Here is a 19873-nt window from a genome sequence, read left to right as displayed (position 1 = left end):
AATCCGAAGACGAAGGGGATCCAGACATTACGCGCTCGCTTACAGGGCCATAACCGCTCAATAACCTCAGTGGTAACATCTCTGAGCTTCAATCCTGAGGCCCAGTTCACCACAATTTCCGCGATTCAACACAACTGGCAACGCAATCTAAGAACACAAGCTCAGGGAACACAAGCTAAGGCCGATCGGCTAATCGTTCCATTCGCCACGGGGCGGCACAACGGGATTGCGCGGCAACAACCGCGAGAGGTCATCCTCGCGGGCTGGGCCACCCCGCAACCATTGGCGCACGGCGGCTTCGATAATTTTGCTTGGGTCGTCGGTCAGGTGATTGACTCGATCGAGCAAGTCCGGATCGAGACGAATCGAAAGCTCAACTTTTTCGCGTTCCGGGCGGGGGCTGGCGGCGCGATCGCCCATGGTGGAGGGTTCCATGTGTTTGGGGGGGGTTAGATAAGGCTAACGGTCAGACTCGGCATGGAGGGGGAATTGCCAGCAGCATAGCGGATTGATTACCCACCGTCCTAGCATTTTTGAGCGCTGGGTTTTCTCAGCGCTAGATTTTCCGGCTTTGTGGCAGATGCACCTGTGCCTTTGCCCCATTGCCCACGGTTCATCTAATTGTCCGGATTAAGAATCCTCCCAGAAGGGATCGCCATCCATGCAGATAGCTCAATGAGTTTTATCTTTATTTTACCTGGTTGAGATTTGACCGGGGCGGATGTAGTTTGGCTAGGTTATTGGCACAATTGCGAGAGTCGCTTGAGTGGCGCATGATTCTTGGAGCAATCCGATTCGAGTGGTCTCGAAATTTGGGTCCCGGAATTTTTCCTGGCTCAAATCTCCGTCCCATGACTGCTTAAATCTCCGTCCCATGACTGCCTAAATTGCGGCCCGAAAATCGTTGCAAACCGTTACGAAGCAAGAGAGTCGCCCTTGCTCGCACGGGTGGTAAGCTGTCAAAGCACTCGATTTAACAAACCGGTTTTTGTAAGAAGGAAGCGGCGACGATGACCAGCGCAAACGATACGCCTTATTTGTTGCGAGCGCTGCGGGGCGAAGAACTGCCTCGCCCGCCCGTGTGGATGATGCGCCAAGCAGGGCGTTACATGAAGGTTTATCGGGATTTGCGCGAAAAATATCCGTCCTTCCGCGATCGCTCGGAAATTGCTGACTTGGCGATCGAAATTTCCCTGCAACCCTTCCGCGCCTTCCAACCCGATGGCGTGATCATGTTTTCGGACATTCTCACGCCCCTGACCGGGATCGGCATCCCCTTCGACATCATCGAAAGCCGCGGCCCCGTGATTGAGTCGCCAATTCGGACGATGGAGCAAGTCCAGGCCCTGACTCGCCTGGATCCCGATGCGGCCATGCCCTACATCCGCACCATCTTGACCACCCTTCGCCAGGAAGTGGGCAACAAGGCGGCCGTATTGGGCTTTGTGGGCGCGCCCTGGACATTGGCGGCCTACGCGATCGAAGGCAAAAGCTCCAAGGAATATGCCGTGATTAAGCGGATGGCCTTCTCGGAGCCAGCCGTGCTGCACGCTTTCCTCGAAAAGCTGTCGGACATGGTGGCAGATTACATGTGTCACCAAATCGATTGCGGCGCACAAATGGTGCAAATGTTCGACTCCTGGGCGGGTCAACTGTCGCCCCAGGATTACGACACCTTTGCCCTGCCCTACCAACAACGGGCCTTCAAGAAGGTGCGCGATCGCTACCCCGATGTGCCCCTGGTGCTTTACATCAGCGGCAGCGCCGGCATTCTGGAACGGATGGGCCAATCGGGCGCAAATGTGGTCAGCGTTGATTGGACGGTGGATATGGCCGATGCGCGTCGTCGCCTGGGCCCGGACATCATGGTGCAGGGCAACATCGATCCCGGCGTGCTGTTCGGCTCCAAGGCATTCATCCGCGATCGGATCATCGACACGATCAACAAGGCCGGCCGCAAGGGTCACGTCCTGAACCTGGGCCATGGCATTCTGTCCACCACCCCGGAAGAAAACGCCGCCTTCTTCTTTGAAACGGCGAAGAACGCTGACAAGCTGTTGGTGGGCGCACGGTAAGACCGTTCGGCCCTTCATGCGGCACAGCTTCAGTGCGTCGATAAAGGGCATCGATAAAGAGCATCAATAGCGAGGGCGATCGGGAATCGATCGCCCTCGCTTTTTACGGCCGCGACGAACTGGAACCAGCACCACCAGGCGACCACCAACCCAAGTTTTCTCCTAGCTTTGGCTTTTCAGACATCCTCGGCATCCAATTTCTGGGTTCCTTGAGATTAGTTGGGAGATCCGTTGGCGTAAAATTTGACAGAAATTCTCTATAGGAATCTGGAATCATAAACGAATCACAGGACTGCTTTGGGTCATTTTTCAATCATTTTGCAGCCCAAAATTGCGATTACAATCCTCTAAAAAATATTCAATAAGCTGACTGATGTTGTCCTGAAATCTAGATTGTTTTAATCCAATCCTTTTGGAAAGACTTGATAGAATTAGGGCATGTATCGTCGGTGGCGAGTAACTCCCATGATGAATCTTGGCGAACTTCGTCTGAGATCGCGCATTATCGGTTTGGCTCAAGAACCTGCGGCTAAGGTGGCCTTGGCCGGTGTGGCAACGGTGGTGGTTGCCCCGATTATTTTGCCTTTGTTGAAACCAGCGCTCAAAGCAGGGTTGAAAACCGGGGTTGTGTTGTTTGAAAAGACAAAAGCCGCGATCGCGGAAACCGGCGAAATGATCGCGGATATTGCGGCGGAGGCCCGTGCTGAAGCCCTCGCGGAAGCCCGGGTACCGCTGGGTTTAACGGCCAGTGCGCCCGGATCGGAGGTGACCCCGGCGTTGAATGCAACCTCGCCGGAAGAAGAACACCGACTGGTCTAATGGGAAGGGTGAGCGATCGGGCTGGATGCGCCAGCCGATCCACTCACTGCCCAATTCCGTCCCGATGTCATCAAACAATGAGCGCCCAGTTATAAGCGCCCAGGAATGAACACCAAGGTGTTCCTGCCGAGTTCGATCGAGCGGTTAACGCTCTCCTAAGCGGCGTTGTTGGTTTGTGCTGTGCCCTGAACTGAATCCTGCTGAGAAGCCCCAATTGCCATTGCGCGGTTGGGGCGTTGGTTTTGGGCCGCGGGAGCCAGGCGCAGGGTGGGAGCGGGGGCCGTTTGTTGGGCTTGGGTAATCCAATCGCTCAGGGCGATCGGGCGTTGGCGCTGGTGCAAGGATTGCAGGAGCGATCGCACCACCACGGGCCCCACCAGGACGGCCCCCAACCCCAGCAAGGCAGTCAAGTCCTGTTGACAGCCATCCTCAATCATTTCCTTGACATGAAAGGTGATCACGGATTTATCCAGATGAATCCAAGCCATGGGTCTGAAGGGGGTGAAGGGTTTGCAAATCGAGGCAGTGAACGCAGGTTGAACGACGAGGTGAACGCTGGGGTGAACAGGGGCGATCGGTGGGCGGGGAGGGAACGCTAGCGATCGCGGGGTCGCTCAAAAAAGTGGTGCTGAATCAGGGGGCGCAAACTATTGAGGCCGGCGGCGATCGCGGAGCCGTTGTGGATGGCGGTGGCGATCGGGGGGCTGAGGCCGCGGGTGGTGGCCAAGCCCAAAGCAATCAGGTTTGGCAGCACCACCAAGGCGGTGTTTTGTTCAATCAACCCTTGGGTTTGGCGGGCGATGGTCAACACCTCCAGCAAATCCAGCAAATGGTTATTCATCAACACCACATCGGCGGTTTCGCGGGCAATTTCCGACCCCTGCTCAAAGGAAATGGACACATCCGCATAGGCCAGGGCCACGGAATCGTTGAGGCCATCGCCCACAAAGGCCACGGTGCGCCCCGATCGCCGCAGGTCGCGAATGATGGTGGCTTTGCGATCGGGAAAGGCTTCTGCATAGACCCGATCAGTTGGAATTTCCAGGGCCCGTGCCACCTGGGCCGCGCGGGCGGGCGTGTCGCCGGTCAGCAACCGCACATCCAACCCCAATTCCGTTTGTAGGGTTTGCACCAGGGCCGCGCTTTCGGGCCGCAGGGGATCGGTGTAGCGCAATTCGCCCATGAATCGGCCATCCACGGCCACATAGATCGAAGGCTGGGCGATCGAGGGTTGGCTGCTGGCCTGTTGATCCAGGGTGGTCAGCCATTCGCCCAAACCTGTCACACCCTGCTGAATTAAAAATCGCGCACTGCCCACCAGCACATCACCCGCCGCCAGTTGGGCCCGCACCCCCAGGCCCACTTCATAGTTCCATTCACCCCGATCGCTCAGGGTCAGGCCCCGATCGGCCGCTGCCCGCACGATCGCCTCGGCCACCGGATGGGTCAGCCGCTGTTCCGCCGAAGCGGCCAGTTGCAGGAGTTGATCGGGGGTGATGTCCGGTTGGGCGGGCAACACTTGCTCTAAAACAATGTCGCCCTGGGTGAGCGTGCCCGTTTTGTCGAACACCACCGTATCGATCGCCGCCAACTGTTCCAGGGTTCGCCCGCTGCGCACCAACACACCGTGACGGGTGGTGTGGTTCAAGGCTCCCAGGAACGCCGTGGGAATCGATAGCCGAATGCCGGTCACAAAGTCCAGGGTCAGAATGGCCGCCGCCCGAGCCGGATCGCGGGTGGCAATCAGCACCACCAGGGCCAAAATCAGGGCCGGGCCGATCGCCCTGTCAGCCAGCCGTTCGGCATAGTTGGCCATCCGAGTGTCATAGACCGGGGCCTGTTCCAGCAGGGCCAAGCTGGCGGCGGCACGGGTTTGATTGCCCACCCGTTCAGCTCGCAGGTAAATTTGCCCCGATCGCACCAAGGTTGAAGCATGAACCCAACGGCCGGCGCTGGCGGCCACAGGCAAGGGTTCCCCAGTCAGGCTTTTTTCATCGATCGTGGCTTCACCGGACAGCACCGGCCCATCGGCGGGAATTTGCTCACCGGGATAAACCACCACCAAATCGCCCACCTGGAGCTGGTCACTGGGAATTCGTTGGGGCGGCCCGTCGTTCATTTTCACCCAAGCAAACCGCCCGATCGCGTCGGACAAATTAGCCGTTCGCAGGGCCGTGGCCCGTGCGGTGCGATCGCGAATCGCATCCCCCAAGGCGTGCAGAGTCAAGACCAAGGACGGAACCACCAAAGATCCACCGCTGCTGCTGAGGCCGATCGCCAACAGATCCATGCAATCAATGTTCAAGCGGCGATCGACCGTCACGCTTTGCCAAGCCCGCTGGGCCACGGGCCAAACGGCCCGCAACAGGGCCACCGTCGCCAACATCCGCAACGGCAACAGGGGCCGCCACCGGGCCAACCCCGCCAGGGCCAAGGCCGTCAAGGTTTGGGACAAGGAGGCTTCTTCCTCTTCTTCATCCTCCGCCGTTTCCGTCGGGTCTCCGACTGTGGTAGGAGCTGGCGGTTCTGGGGCCGGTTGCAACAGCAGGGCCCGATCGGGCCAAGCCAGGGCCAGCCAGTCATCCAAGCGCAATCGCAGGCCGGCCATTGGTAATTGGCGATCGTGATACACAATCGTCACCGAAGCGGCCGCCCGCACCACCCGCACCGCCGCCACGTCCGATCGCGCCGCCAGGGCCGTTTCCAACCGTTCCACCGCCAGGGCCGAAGACCGTGCCGGCCACCAACGCACCCGCACCCGGCCCGGCTGCCAATGGATTAATTCCCAATGGGTCCAGGCCGCCGGTCGTTCCCAGCGCCAGGTGCGATCGTCCGCCACGGTCTGCCCCATGTTTGCCATTACCATGCCCTTTTCGCTGAAATCCTGATGGTGGCTAATCCTGGTTGGCGCGATTCAACACCTGCAACAATCGCAACCCCAACTCCAAATCCGAGAGGCCCGTGGAGTCGTATTGAATCGCCAAGGAGGCCGCCGCCTGATTGATCCGCGTGCCCAACACGATCGGCTCATCCTTCAGCAGGGTTTCCAGCCGCTTGCCATAGGCTCGATCGGTGCGGAGGCGATCGATCCGCAACCGAATCCGCCCCGGCACGGAATGGACGATCGTGCAATCTTCGCAACCCAAACCAACGCCCAAATTATTGCCCAGTTCAGTGAGGGAAATGGGACTCGTCTGGGCAGCGGCGGTGGATTGGTTGCTGGGGGCCGGCGCTGCGGTCACCGTGGCCAAAGCCGCCCCCGCCGTCACCATGGCCAAGGTTCCCGCCGAGCTGTTGGCCTGCTGTTTGAAGTACAGAATGACTTGGCGCACCACCGCCGCGATCGCCAGATTGGTCAACAGGGCCCGCGAACCGCGCAGTTGAAACCGGGTTGTGACAAACAAGCCCGCCAACACCGGCAAAATCGTCGTAATTTCCCCGTATTCCTGCAACCATTGCCCCAATTGGGCAGACAGGGTGAGGTTGCTTAACGCAGAGTCAGGGCCCGGCTCGATCGCGCCGGATGGGGTGGATTGCGCCAACGCACCCGTTGCCGTTGCGGCCAGATCAGAATCAGAGTTCACAGGTTGGGATTGAGGAGGGGCAGAAGAAGCGTTGATCACCAGCCGATCAGACTCGGGGGGCTGCTCCTGGAAAGCTGGGGCGATTGGAGAGACCTCAGCGGCCGAGTCCAACCCTGAATTAGCCAACGGTTGCGGCTCAGGGGTTACGGATGGCTCGCGATCGGGGTTTGAGGAATGACTCATGGCTTTAGTTCCCCATAACAAGGATGGGGGGCACAAACAATCCCAGCCAGTGGCCCACGACCCAGCGGGACAAACCCCCAGGGGCGCGGTGGCTTCAAGGATCTTAGGGGAAAAGCTTTTGGAGGGACAGAACTGTCCAAACTCATTAGCAGTGTAAGTGCAATAGACGGATATTTTCAATAAAATTGCTGATTTTTCTTAATAGAGTGGCATGGCTCTCGGGAGGCTAATTGCCAAAATTACAGAATTTGACCCTCCATGGTTTGTTGGCAATGGGTGAAAGTTCCACTATTCCCAATACCCACCCAATCGCTGCAATTGTTGAAAATTCTGAATTTCTTGCGCTTGCTGATTTCGGTTTGCACTGTCCAGATCGGCCCGGACACTTCCCAAATTTCGGCACAGATCAGGGCCGATCACTCCGCCCCAGCACCGGTTCTCTAGACTCTAAATTGCTCAAGAAGTAGAATCAGGATTATTGAGAAAGTCTTGCAGATTTCCAGTAAGCTATCCTGCCACTCCTAAAATGAGAGCGACCGTCTCAAAATGCTCTCAATCCGGGGCTGGCGTTGGCATTGGCTGCTTGCAGGTGTTTGAGCACTTGGGTTTGAGCACTTTGGGATAGCGTCTTGAAATAGCGTCTGCAAATTACGTTGCCCGGCAAGATTGCCAGGGAGAGTTGGGTCATGGATTGTCATCAGTGCCATCAAAACAACGGGAGTTGTGGGTCTAAGCGATCGCTGCGGTGGTTGCCCTTTGGTGAAAACTTCAACCGGCCCCCGATCGAACCCAGTGGGCCACAAGTTGCCCTGGTGGGAATGCCGAATGTGGGCAAATCCGTCCTGTTCCATGCCCTGACTGGCACTTACGTCACGGTGTCTAACTATCCCGGCACAACGGTGGAAGTGACGCGCGGGGCCATGACCCTGGACGATCGCGCCGTCAGTGTGATTGATACGCCGGGAATGTATTCCCTGTTGCCGATTAGCGAAGAAGAACGGGTGGCCCGAGATTTGCTGATGTCGGAACCCTTTGGGGCGATCGTCCATGTGCTGGATGCCAAGAATTTGGGGCGGATGTTGGCGCTAACGGTGCAGTTGCTAGAAGCAGAGCTGCCCGTGATTGTGGCGGTGAACATGATGGACGAGGCCCAGCGTTGGGGCCTGACCATCGATCGGGAAGCCCTGATTGAAGAATTGGGCGTGCCGGTGGTGTTGATGGCGGCGGCCCGCAACTGGGGTGTGGATCAATTGCGAGAAACCCTGGCCGATCGCCTAGCCAGCACCCCAGCCCCAGTCTTGGCCGCGGTGGGCTAGGACGTGCCCTCGCTGAACGATTGCTGAACTATCAAGGCCGCCCAGGAGCAGGCCAATAGAAAACAGAAATGAGTCTAACAATCCAATATTTAGAGCCGATCGAAGTGGCGATCGCCCAAATTGAAACTTGGTGGCGATCGGGCTGGGGTCAAGACTTTGCCGATCGTCATTTGTCATCTCGCAGCTTTGCCCTGTTGTTGCTGCAAAAAGACCCCAATTTGTGGGAGCAATTACCGGGCGATCGACAACAGGATCTAGAGCAATTAATTGCCACGACCCAAGCCCAACTCAACCGACCGATTTCGCTGGAAATTGCCCAGGCACGCCAAGGATTTGCCCAGGCGATCGAACAAAACACCTTAGCGGAACCGAACCCCAGCCAGCGCCGTTGGGGCGAGCGGATCCATAAGCTAACGGTGAACCCCATTTCGGGTTTTCCCATTTTGGTATTGGTGCTCTATTGGGGGGTTTATAAATTCGTTGGGGAATTCGGAGCCGGGGAACTGGTCGATCGGATTGAAACCTTCTTTGAGGAACAAATTAACCCCGTTGTGAACCATGTCACGGAGCAAGTAATTCCCTGGCCCACCTTGCAGGATCTCTTTGCCCATGATTACGGGATTATTACCCTCGGAATTCGCTACGCCACAGCGATTGTGTTGCCGGTGGTGGCGACCTATTTTCTAATGTTTTCCCTGTTAGAAGATAGCGGCTATCTGCCTCGGCTATCTCTGATGCTCGATCGACTGTTTAAGGCGATCGGCCTCTCGGGCCGAGCTGTTATCCCGATCGTTTTGGGGCTGGGATGTGACACCATGGCCACGATCGTTACTCGCACCCTGGAAACCAAGCGGGAACGACTGATCGCCACTTTTTTGCTGTCCTTGGCTATTCCCTGTGCAGCCCAATGGGGTGTGATTTTGGGACTCCTGGCCCAGCGCCCGGCGGCTTTGGTCACCTGGGCTGGGTTGATCGTGGGCATTTTCCTGCTGGCCGGCTTCTTAATTGATAAATTCCTGCCCGGTTCTGCGGCTCAGTTTTATATTGAACTGCCCCCTCTGCGCCTGCCCAAAATCCGCAACGTGATCACCAAAACTTGGGTGCGGATGAAGTGGTATTTCTGGGAAGTATTGCCGCTGTTCATTTGGGCTTCGGCCATTATTTGGGTGGGTCGCCTAACGGGAATTTTTGATTGGCTAATTAGCGGCATTGAGCCGATCGCCCTAGGTTTGGGTTTGCCCAAAGAAACCGCACCTATTTTGCTCTATGGCTTCTTCCGACGGGACTATGGCGCTGCGGGTTTGTTTGATTTGCAGCAGGGCGGTCAGCTCACGGGCGATCAACTGCTGATTGCAGCAGTGGTGCTGACTCTGTTTTTGCCTTGCATTGCCCAATTGCAGATGATCATCAAGGAGCGGGGTGTCAAAACTGCCCTGTTGATGGTGTCATTTATTTTCCCCTTCGCTTTGGCAGTTGGCTATGTTTTGAATTGGGGGCTAAATCTGTTTCATATTGTGCTCTAGGGCAGTGATTTTTGAACGCTGGGTATAGGGGGCTATCGTCCAATCCCCGAGGCTTGCATCCTGCCACTGCAAGATCTCGGGGGACAAGGGACTTAAGCCCCTTGTCTGGGACAATTAGGCTAGGAAAAATCAACCCTTTTAACCCTGAGCAATCCTATTCGTCCTAGCCCGTTTTTTACCTCTGGAGACTGATTGCCATGAATGCGTTGTCCACGATTCGATCGAGCGATCCCCATTGGATTGCCCATTTGGAAACCCAGGATGATGCCATGCTCCGCAAGCTCACGGCGCTGGGCATTTTGCCGGGAAATCAAATTGCGATCGAGCAGCGGTTTCCGTCCTATATCGTCAGCATTGGTCGCACCCGAGCCGCCCTCGATCGGGAAACGGTGCAATGCATTTTTGTGACTCGGGAACAACATCCAACCGCCATTTAAACCGCCATTTAAGTTGATTACCCCCGTCGCACCCTAGCAACCTCGTGGCCCTTCCATTCGCCTCATCGGTTGGTGTTGCCATCTAGATCACAAGCACGCCGGTTTGTTAAGATTGCCCGGCTGCACTCAGACAAGCCAATCGGGGCGGGGAGCAACCAAGCCATATGGGGCCGATTTTGATCACGGGGGCGAGCGGCTGTGTGGGCCACTATTTGGTCGATCGCCTGTTGCAATTGACCGATCGCCCCCTGTGGTTGTTGGTGCGCAGTCCCCAAAAATTGCAATTTGATTGGCAAAATCACCCGCAAATTGAGGTGCTGGCGGGCGATTTGCGCGAGCTTGATCGCTTTGTCGATCGCCTGAAGCAGGTGCAAACGGCGATCCTGGCGGCGACTTGTTGGGGCGGGCCGGAAACCTTTGCGGTGAACGTGGGTCAAAACCAAGCGCTGATGGATGGGCTGGATCCCGATCGCTGCGATCAGATTCTGTATTTCTCCACGGCCAGCGTCTTGGGGCGGGATGGGCATTTGCTTTCGGAAGCCCTGCAACTCGGCACGGACTACATTCGCAGCAAGGCCGAATGCACCCAGCAATTGACCGATCGCCCGCTAGCCGATCGCATCACCGCCATCTATCCGACGATCGTCTTGGGGGGCGATCGCGATAAACCCTACTCAGAACCCACCAAAGGCCTGCCGGAAGCCCTGCGCTACATCAGCTTGATCCGGCGGCTGAAGGTGGATGGCAGCTTTCACTTTGTCCATGCGGCGGATATTGCCCGGGTGGTGGCCCACTTGGCCCTCAATCCACCGTCGGAACCCGGGCCGCGCCATTTTGTGTTGGGTCAGCCGGCCCTAACGGCCAATGAGCTGGTGGATATTGCTTCCACGGTGCTGAAGGGACGACCAGCGCGGCTGAAAATTCCCCTGTCGGTGGGCTTGGCCGATCGGCTAATTGATTGGTTCAACATCCAGATGGGCCCCTGGGATCGGTTCTGCATGGCCTACCGGCACTTTACCTATGACCAAATTTGGTCGCCGGCCAGCTTTGGCCTGGAAACGGCCTATCCCACCCTGGCGGACATTTTGCGCCAGTACGGCCGGCCAGAAGTCAGCGGAGCCAAGCGGTAATTGGCATCCCGTTTCGCCATCGGATTAAATCAAGGCATGGAGTTGAAATATCGCGGTCTGGCCTATCAACGCCCGGCCCCCAGCATTGCCCAGGACAATCCCGATCGCCCCTCGATGTCCCCATCCAGGGTCAGCGATTCCGTGACGATCGGCCCATATCTCGGCAAATACCGGGGCTGTGAGTTTGTGCTGCAAGCGGGGCGATCGATGCTGGCGGCAGGGTTGGCGGCTTGGCCCTGGCCCCGATCGGTGGTGTTGAAATATCGCGGCTTGGCCTACGGGCCCGGCGCAGATCGCCCCTTGCCGCCGGACGCAACACCCACCAGCGCCCAGCCCAACGCCACCCACAGCGCCAATCACGCCGTTGATCGCCTGGCCAAAACCATTAGCCGCGATCGCCAAGCAACTCCCGCGCGTCCTTTGCCGGCCGATCCTTGGCCCCAAGGGCAAGCGCCCCCCAGCCGATCGACCCTCTATCCCGGTCAGCGGGGTGATCGCGTGGCCGTTCTGCAAGCCGCCCTCCAACGTCAGGGCCTGTTGCGCGCGCCCTATCAACCGGGGTATTACGGCCCTCTGACCGATCGAGCCGTTCGCAAATTACAGCGGGCCTGGGGCGTGCCGATCACCGGCATTGCCGATGCCAGGGTTTGGCGTTGGGTAGAAGGCAACCCCCAACGGCCCAGCCCACCCCCCAGACCAACCGTTGCGCCGATCCGGCCCGATCAGCCCCTGCAAACGGGCGATCGGGGGCCTTGGGTGGCCGAACTGCAAGCCCGGCTCCGCTGCCGAGGCTACTTTGACCACCGAATCACCGGCCACTTTGACGCAACCACCGCCACCGCCCTGCATCAGTTCCAGGGCGATCGGGGTTTGGCCCCCACTGGCCAGGCCGATGCCACCACCTGGGCCGCCCTGGCCCAGCGCAACCCAGCCACGAACACCACCGCGCGATCGATAGCCCTGCACCCACAACCGCTAGGCTAGGGTTCAGGATTTCCAAACCGACCGATCGGCCCCTGGGGCTGGTTGCCATCCTGCCTGTTCCGTTCCTCCTTCCTTTCTTCTCAGTCCCATGTCTGCTCAATTGCTGTTAGTTGATGATGAACCCAGTCTCCGGGAAGCGGTGCAAGCCTATCTAGAAGACAGTGGTTTCACGGTGCGTGTTGCCCGCGATGCCACCGAAGGATGGGAAATGGTGCAGCAATTTGCCCCGGATCTCGTCATTTCCGATGTGATGATGCCCAAGGTGGATGGCTACCAGTTTTTGCAGCAGTTGCGTGATGATGCCCGGTTTCGATCGATTCCCGTGGTTTTTCTGACCGCCAAGGGCATGACGGGCGATCGCATCCAAGGCTATAGCGCCGGTTGCGATGCCTATTTATCCAAACCCTTTGACCCCGATGAACTGGTGGCGATCGTCGAAAACCTACTGCGCCGACGCGATGAAGTGACCGCCCCGACGGGTGATGGCGAACATGACATCGCCGATTTGGCTCGGCAAATTGCGGAAATCAAAGCCATCTTGACCCAACGCGGCGGCATCACTCCCACCCCGCCCCCGATCGCCGTGGATTTGACCCCCCGTGAACAAAGTGTTTTGAATTTGGTAGCCGAGGGGCTAATGAACAAGGAAATTGCCCGCCGGTTAGATACCAGCGTGCGCAATGTGGAAAAGTACGTCAGCCGCCTATTCAGCAAAACCGGCACCAACAGCCGCACCGAATTAGTCCGCTTTGCCCTGGAGCATGGTCTCACCAAAAACTAAATCTGAGCACCGGTTGCCTATGCCTGGGAAAACCCCCAAACCACGCATCTGGTGCTCAACAACCCCTCAAATTGCCAGCAACCCAGCCATCAAGCAGGCTCAGATTCAACGTCTAGCTGAGTGGGCAAGCGAATTTCAAACTCAGTACCTTGCCCAACCTGAGACTCCACCGTCAAAGTACCCAAGTGCTTTTCGGTCACAATTTGATGGGCGATCGCCAGTCCCAAACCCGTTCCTTTTCCAATTTGCTTCGTCGTAAACAAATGCTCAAAGATTCGGGGCTTAATCTGCTCCGGAATTCCCTTGCCGTTGTCACCAATCTTGATTGACAAAAACTCGCCATCAACCCGAGTCCTAATTGTAATTTTCAGCACATCTGGCAGCGGATTAGTCTCTTGCCAATCACTCACCATTTCATCCAGCGCATCAATGGCATTCGCTAAAATATTCATAAAAACCTGATTTAACTGATCTGGAAAACACAAAATATCTGGGATTTCATCATAATTTGTCACTACTTCAATTGCTGGACGATCTTTTTTGTAAATTAGTCGATGGCGCAAAATCATCAATGTGCTGTCAATGCCATCATGCACATTGAAAAGCTGCGGGCGATCGCTTCCCATTCTAGAAAAGGTTCTCAGACTACGACTAATTGTCGTAATTCTTTCACCACTGCCTTTAATCGAATTCAGCAACTTCGGCAAATCTTCCTGTAAATAATCCAAGTCAATTTGAGCCAGCAGTTTCAATAACTCAGGACTCGGTTCCTTCAGTTCCTGTTGATAACCCCTAATGACTTTGAATAAGTCGCCTAACGCATCTTCTGCCAACTGAATATTTCCGAGAATGCAGCCCACAGGATTATTGATTTCATGGGCCACACCAGCAATGAGGCTTCCCAGGGCAGACATTTTTTCACTCTGCACAAGCTGCATCTGCGAAGCTCGTAGCTCAGTGGTCGCGTTTTCAACTTCTTGGGCTAATTTTTCCGTTAAATGATAAAGCCTTAAATGGGTTCTAATTCGAGCCAGCACTTCTTTGGCATGAAATGGTTTTGTAATATAGTCAACGGCTCCTACTTCCAGCCCACGCATCTTACTATTAATATCCGTGAGCGCAGTCATAAAAATAACCGGCACTTGAGCAGTTTCAGGATTTTCTTTTAACCGGCGGCAAGTTTCAAACCCATCAATTCCCGGCATCATGACATCCAGCAAAATCAGGCTGGGCAAACACCTGGCAACTTGCTGCAAAGCACGTTCACCACTCGTTGCGATCGCCACCTCAAATCCTGAATTACTCAAGGTCAAAGACAACACATCTAAATTAGTAGGGGTGTCATCAACAATCAGTACAAGATCCGTCATAGTTTGCGTCAAGCCACTCAGCAAGTCAACAGTAATCTTTCAGCTAAAAATAATTAGTCAACGCATCAATTCGCAACTAATTTACAATTTATATTGTTTTAATCGAATATCAATTTGATCAAATTCACATTTGACCAAGTATAACTTTTGACACCGAACGTTATCTTTGATACATTAAACGCCAACGTATGAATTTTGGCTCATTGATCATAGCTTTAATTGCTCGAAGCTTTTGATCAATTAACGGATTGTTACCCATTCATTATATTCTGAGGCTTTCAAAGCCTTAATTCAAAGTCTTGGTAGTGCTTGTGAGGTGATGATTTTTGGTGACTGATCGCCTACACCGCAAGACTTTCACCAGCTCATCATTACTGAATTACGGCACTATCCATAATTCTCACCAATCCCTATGATTAGTAGGGATCGAGGGATCAATCCTGGGAATTAACAATCGCAGCCTGAATCATTTCCTCAAGCTCTTCTAATTTAAACTGCTTGGCTAAGTGCAACACATCTCGCGCAAAAGGCTCATAGGAACCGGACTCCAGATGCTTATCTGGGGTTGTGGCAGATTCTTGCAGCAGTGATTCCACCACAGTGACTAACTTTTGAAGACGGCCGACCTGCACCAAATACAACCAGGATTGTAGTTCTGTGAGGGGGGGAGCGATTCGGTCTTGTGGGTTGTCGAATGAAGCGGGCTGCACCGAGTCTTGCTTTTCCAGTTGCCACATCACGCCCAAATGTTGAGCCAGAAGACTAAAGAGGCGATCGGCCTTGACTGGCTTTTCCAGAAAATCATCGCCACCCACATCTAAACTCATTTGTCGATCGAGCTGGGACACGGAAGCCGACGAAACAATGACCTTTAAGCTGGCCCATTGTTGATGACGACGGATCTGTCGAATCAGTTCAAACCCATCCATCACAGGCATTGACAAATCCGTAATGATCAAGTCGGGTAGTTGGCGTTCCAATTCTCCTAAAGCCTGTTGCCCTTGATCCGCTTCTATGACTAAAAAGCCAACTGACTCTAATAAATTCCGCAAAACAGCTCGATTATCTGGAACATCATCAACAATCAAAATAGAGCGTTTCAGACCTTGATAACCCACCACTTCACCCATGGATTTCACCGACTCCTGCAACCAATCTGTTGCTAGGGGAACATTCAGTTGAAAGAAAAACTGACTTCCTGCACCCAGTTGGCTCTTGATTTGAATCATTCCACCCATCAGGGAGACAATTTTTTGGCTAATAGCCAAGCCCAAACCGGTGCCTGCTGCTTTTCGCCCTGATTCACCTACTTGCTCAAAGGATCGGAATAACTTCTGGATATCTTTTGGTGCAATACCAATTCCTGTATCAATAACTTTAAATTCCAAACAGCAGTGATCTTGAGTGGTTAAATCAAGCTGAGATTGATGGGATGAGTCAGAAACCACTCGATTAATCATTAAGGTAACGGAACCATAGTCAGTAAATTTAATGGCATTGCCCATTAGATTAATGAGTACCTGTCTTAAGCGTTTTTCATCTACTAAAATTCCTGTTGGCAGATTAGGATCTGGTTGATAGTAAAATTCGATATTTTTTTGATCTGCACGAACCCGACAAATTTCAATCACCCCCTGGAGGAAAGTTTCCAGGTGAACTGGTTCTGGGTCAAGCTCCAGCTTTCGAGCTTCAATTTTGGCCAGATCTAGAATGTCCTCAATGAGGGTCAGCAGATGCGAACCACATTGATAAATAACATCAATACCATGGAGATCTTTATCGGTAAGTGCTTTCGATCGCGCCAAAATTTGGGCATAGCCTAAGATGCCATTCAGTGGTGTTCGCAGTTCATGGCTCATATTTGCCAAAAATTCACTCTTGGCATGATTGGCTGCATCGGCCGCAATTTTTGCAGCTTCTAATTCCGCAGTTCTTTCCGCCACGCGATCCTCTAAAATTTCAAAGGAATGCTTTAGCTGAGTTGCCATTTGATTAAAAGATTGCGCCAAGCCTTGAAGCTCAACAATCTTACTCTCCTTAATCAGTAAATTAAGATTGCCACTGGCGATCGCGTTACTTGCCCTCTGCAAGCTAAAAACAGGATTGGTGATCCAATTTGCCGTGCAGATGCTCAAGACAGTGACGATCACAGCCGTCCCAAAACAGAGCCATAGGCTCATGCGTGTGTTGGCATCAATGGCCTCCATGAAATCTGACTCTGGCACTGTGATAATGATGAGCCAATCGATGCCATCTGGATCCTGCCAGGGGGTTACCTGCACAAATTGCTGGCGCTGATTAATGGAGGCCATGAATGTATGCCCCTGATAGATGGATTGAAAGTTGCCAAATTTTTGTTGAACTTTTTGAGCCGTATTCCGAATTATTGAATCGGGAATATTATTAACGTTATAGCGAAGTGTTTTTTGATCGCCTAATTTTGCAAATACCAGTTGCTGACCAGAGCTAGCAATTAATTGACCATTGCGCTCAACAATAAAGATATAACCAGATGGACTGATTTTTAGATTCTGCAAAAATTTGCTGATATGATCTAATTGCAGGTCAACTGACAACATCCCTGAGATTTTATTGTTTTTATCAAATAGCGGATAAATTGCGCCAAGAGCAACGTAATAATTAGAATCAGTGATCGCTTGAACAACCTCAGAAGATAAATTCGGATTAATAGTCAGGTTTTTTCCTGCATATTCATAAACTGTTCCCCAAGAGAATCCTCGTCTATATTTGACTTCCGCATAGGATTGATTAATATCAAGAGGATCAGCAAAATAACGCTGTAATTCTTGAGAACGGCGACCATACTGATCGCTACTATATTCTTGAGATAAATTGTTTCTGGCGTGATGCTCATACAGAGTAACTTCCTTGGGATTAATCCATCTTCCAGCCCCAGTTGCTGAACCATCTGGCAACAAATAGCCAATATAGCTAATAGATTCAAATGCGGAGGATTGCCTCCAGAAATAGAGTTCTTTTTCTCGTGGATTAGACAGATCTAATTGATTGGTCAGGACGGCTTTGGCGGTGGCATCCAGCAATTGCTTAGGCAGTTTCAGATAAGACTTGAGTTCTGAGTCAACTCGCTGAGTGGTACTATCCATGAGCTGGCTGGCTAGGCTGCGCACTGCCTGCTGGCCATTTTTAAAGGAAAAGAAAGCAACAAGTCCCACGGCCGTCAGAATTTGCAGCACAAAGGGCACAACTAAAATGACTCGTAGTGGCAATCGCAAGCTCAAGTTTTTGATCCTTCAGTCCTAGTCGTGTAGGAAGATATAATGCAGAAAAATAAGTAAAAACTCGTAATAACGATTCGGAAATTTATATCAGTCAAAAATTTTAGGATTTCTTATAGGGCTGTTTTTAGATTCGAGGAGCACCACTTAGTTTGTTGCCCATGCACCATCGATCTGCGTCACAGGTGATTGGGTAGGGGCGCACCGCTACTATTGGCTTCAACTTGAGACCGAGAAAATCCGGGTAGGGGCGTACGGCCGTACGCCCCTACAGGAGTTGACGGGTTTCGATCAGCGATCGGGACTATTCCACCGTGACGGATTTGGCCAAATTGCGCGGTTGATCCACATCCAAGCCCCGACGGGCGGCGATGTAGTAGGACAGCAGTTGCAGGGGCACAACGTTCAAGACCGGAAACAGCCACTCATCGGTGACGGGAACCGAGATGGACGGGTTGAACAGATCGGCCGCGAGGGCATCCCCTTCCGCCACCACGCCAATGAGCCGAGCATCGCGGGCCCGGGCTTCTTGGGCGTTGGACATCACCTTGTCGTAAACATTGCCAGGGGTCGCGATCGCCACGACGGGCACTTTGTCATCCAACAGGGCGATCGGGCCGTGTTTCAGTTCGCCGGCCGGGTAGCCTTCCGCGTGGATGTAGCTGATTTCCTTCAGCTTGAGGGCCCCTTCCAGGGCGATCGGGAAGTTGAGACCGCGCCCAATGAAAATAAAGTCGCGAGTTTCGCTGAATTCGTGGGCCAGGGCTTCAATTTTGGCGTTTTGTTTGTCCAGGATATGTTCAATGTGGCGGGGCAGTTGGTGCAGCCCTTCAATCAGGACATTGGCGCGATCGACCGCCAGGGTTCCCCGACGCACGCCCAAATCAATGGCCAGGGCATAGAAGGCGAGCAACTGCGTGACAAAGGTTTTGGTGGCGGCCACACCGATTTCAATGCCCGCGTGGGTCGGAATCACATAATCGGCAATCCGCCCGATCGTGTTTTCCGGTCGGTTGCTAATTCCAATCAATCGCGCCTGGAATTCCGGGGCCAACTGGGCCCGACGCTCACGATCGACCTCCAGGGCTGCCAAGGTGTCGGCCGTTTCGCCCGATTGGGTCACCCCGATCGTCAGGGTGCAAGGGCCCGCTGGGGATGGGGCCGATCGAAACTCCGAGGCATATTGCACTGAGGTGGGCACACCGGCCAGCCCTTCCAGCAGATACTTACCCACCAAGCTAGCGTGCCAACTAGTGCCACAGGCCAGAATTTGGATTTGCTGCACATCCTGCAGCCATTCTGCGGGCAGCCCCAAGGTGACCGGCGACCCGTCGGCGGAACAGTTCGGGGTGGGAGTGATGCCGCCAAAATAAGCCGCGAGACAATCGCGCACCACACCCGGTTGCTCAAAGATTTCCTTGAGCATGTAGTGGCGATAGCCGCCTTTTTCAACTTGGGTGGAACTCCAGTTGAGCAAATGGGGATATTTCACCCGGCGATCGCCCTCAAAGCCGTAAATTTCAACCCCCAGCGGCGTTAAACGGGCGATTTCACCATTGTCCAGGTGCAAAACAGCGCGGGTGTAGGGCACGATCGCCGGGGTATCCGATGCACAGAAAAATTCCCCCTGTCCAAACCCGATCGAGATGGGAGCCTGTTGCCGCACCACAATCAACTCGTCGGGTGAATCAGCCGCCACAATTGCCAGCGCAAAAGCCCCTTTCAACTGCCCGATCGCCCGGCGCGTGGCCTCCATCAGGCGCGACCCACTCAACCAACCACTGGCCGACTCCTGCGCCAACTCTCGCCAACAACGGGCGATCAGATGGGGAACCACTTCCGTGTCCGTCTCAGAACTGAAGCTGGCCCCTTCGGCAATCAGCAACTCTTGCAGTTCACGGTAGTTTTCAATAATTCCGTTCTGCACCACCGCAATGGTTTGGGTTGGATCCATGTGCGGGTGGGCGTTGCGCTCCTCGGGCTTGCCGTGGGTGGCCCAGCGGGTGTGCCCAATGCCCAAACGGGCGGGCATTTCCCAGCCCTCCAGCTTGGCTTGGAGGTTGTAGAGTTTGCCTTGGGCCCGAATGGTGTGTAGTTGCCCTTCCCAAACGGTGGCAATTCCCGCCGAATCATAGCCGCGATATTCCAGTTTGCGCAGCCCTTCAAGCAGAATGCTGACCGCAGGTTGGGTTCCGATATAGCCGACAATACCGCACACGGTTGCTACTCCTTAAAAGACCAACAGGAAATCTTAGCGGGACAGTTCTAGCGGGATCAGACAGTGGGTTGAGGCGATGTTGCGCATAATAGCGCGACGAGTTGAAGCATAACCGCTCCCTGATCGGCTGCTGGGGTCAGTCCCAGATTGAGTTGGCAATCATTTTCAATCTCTTTTCGCTCGATCTTTTTCTCAT

16 protein-coding genes are annotated in these 19873 nt (G+C 54.2%); 8 read left to right on the top strand and 8 right to left on the bottom strand.

The window, feature by feature from the left end; translation table 11 throughout:
• Positions 1-189: 189 nt before the first annotated feature.
• Positions 190-420 carry a hypothetical protein gene (locus ACZA91_RS10955; RefSeq protein WP_099532358.1) on the bottom strand — a complete coding sequence of 77 codons (231 nt, stop codon included), beginning with the start codon at positions 418-420 and terminating at the stop codon, positions 190-192.
• 590 nt (positions 421-1010) lie between these two features.
• On the opposite strand from ACZA91_RS10955, the gene hemE reads away from it, so the two are divergent.
• Positions 1011-2075 (top strand): uroporphyrinogen decarboxylase, encoded by a 1065-nt coding sequence (hemE, locus tag ACZA91_RS10950; protein WP_099532343.1) that lies wholly within the window; start codon positions 1011-1013, stop codon positions 2073-2075.
• Between the two features lie 510 nt (positions 2076-2585).
• Positions 2586-2894 (top strand): DUF5132 domain-containing protein, encoded by a 309-nt coding sequence (locus ACZA91_RS10945; protein WP_199309193.1) that lies wholly within the window; start codon positions 2586-2588, stop codon positions 2892-2894.
• Positions 2895-3049: 155 nt separating this feature from the next.
• Here ACZA91_RS10945 and ACZA91_RS10940 read toward each other — a convergent pair whose 3' ends face one another.
• The 4 genes from ACZA91_RS10940 to ACZA91_RS10925 form a co-directional block, all read right to left on the bottom strand.
• Positions 3050-3382 (bottom strand): hypothetical protein, encoded by a 333-nt coding sequence (locus ACZA91_RS10940; protein WP_099532344.1) that lies wholly within the window; start codon positions 3380-3382, stop codon positions 3050-3052.
• A 107-nt stretch (positions 3383-3489) separates the two neighbouring features.
• Entirely contained in the window at positions 3490-5745 is a 2256-nt protein-coding gene (locus tag ACZA91_RS10935; RefSeq protein ID WP_463182341.1) for a heavy metal translocating P-type ATPase, read from the bottom strand.
• A gap of 43 nt (positions 5746-5788) precedes the next feature.
• Entirely contained in the window at positions 5789-6661 is an 873-nt protein-coding gene (locus ACZA91_RS10930) for an HMA2 domain-containing protein (RefSeq protein ID WP_463182340.1), read from the bottom strand.
• Positions 6662-7202: 541 nt separating this feature from the next.
• On the bottom strand, positions 7203-7349 hold the full coding sequence (locus tag ACZA91_RS10925; protein ID WP_158234361.1) for a hypothetical protein: 147 nt from the start codon (positions 7347-7349) through the stop codon (positions 7203-7205).
• Between ACZA91_RS10925 and ACZA91_RS10920 the strand changes: the two genes are divergently transcribed.
• The 6 genes from ACZA91_RS10920 (at position 7348) to ACZA91_RS10895 (ending at position 12832) form a co-directional block, all read left to right on the top strand.
• On the top strand, positions 7348-7977 hold the full coding sequence (locus tag ACZA91_RS10920) for a FeoB small GTPase domain-containing protein (protein WP_099532346.1): 630 nt from the start codon (positions 7348-7350) through the stop codon (positions 7975-7977). The two genes, ACZA91_RS10925 and ACZA91_RS10920, sit on opposite strands and share 2 nt — an antisense overlap.
• A gap of 68 nt (positions 7978-8045) precedes the next feature.
• Positions 8046-9500: a nucleoside recognition domain-containing protein gene (locus ACZA91_RS10915; protein ID WP_463182339.1), complete on the top strand. Its 1455-nt coding sequence runs from the start codon at positions 8046-8048 to the stop codon at positions 9498-9500.
• 197 nt (positions 9501-9697) lie between these two features.
• Positions 9698-9937: a FeoA family protein gene (locus tag ACZA91_RS10910; protein WP_099534029.1), complete on the top strand. Its 240-nt coding sequence runs from the start codon at positions 9698-9700 to the stop codon at positions 9935-9937.
• A 164-nt stretch (positions 9938-10101) separates the two neighbouring features.
• A complete protein-coding gene (locus ACZA91_RS10905) occupies positions 10102-11067 on the top strand; it encodes an NAD-dependent epimerase/dehydratase family protein (protein ID WP_190532352.1) in 966 nt (321 codons plus the stop codon).
• Positions 11068-11103: 36 nt separating this feature from the next.
• The gene (locus ACZA91_RS10900; protein WP_190808231.1) at positions 11104-12051 is read left to right on the top strand and encodes a peptidoglycan-binding protein; all 948 of its coding nucleotides are present in this window, start codon (positions 11104-11106) and stop codon (positions 12049-12051) included.
• An 88-nt stretch (positions 12052-12139) separates the two neighbouring features.
• A complete protein-coding gene (locus ACZA91_RS10895; RefSeq protein WP_099534036.1) occupies positions 12140-12832 on the top strand; it encodes a response regulator transcription factor in 693 nt (230 codons plus the stop codon).
• Positions 12833-12921: 89 nt separating this feature from the next.
• Here ACZA91_RS10895 and ACZA91_RS10890 read toward each other — a convergent pair whose 3' ends face one another.
• The 3 genes from ACZA91_RS10890 to glmS all read right to left on the bottom strand — a co-directional run bounded on the left by ACZA91_RS10890 (position 12922) and on the right by glmS (position 19677).
• On the bottom strand, positions 12922-14202 hold the full coding sequence (locus ACZA91_RS10890; protein ID WP_463182338.1) for a sensor histidine kinase: 1281 nt from the start codon (positions 14200-14202) through the stop codon (positions 12922-12924).
• 434 nt (positions 14203-14636) lie between these two features.
• Entirely contained in the window at positions 14637-17426 is a 2790-nt protein-coding gene (locus ACZA91_RS10885) for a hybrid sensor histidine kinase/response regulator (RefSeq protein ID WP_463182337.1), read from the bottom strand.
• Between the two features lie 337 nt (positions 17427-17763).
• A complete protein-coding gene (gene glmS, locus ACZA91_RS10880; RefSeq protein WP_463182336.1) occupies positions 17764-19677 on the bottom strand; it encodes a glutamine--fructose-6-phosphate transaminase (isomerizing) in 1914 nt (637 codons plus the stop codon).
• Between the last annotated feature and the right edge of the window lie 196 nt (positions 19678-19873).

The sequence above is a fragment of the Limnothrix sp. CMB-01 genome (genome assembly GCF_055193175.1).
The sequence above is the reverse complement of the archived record's forward strand: the minus strand, read 5'-3'. Positions and strand labels throughout refer to the sequence as shown.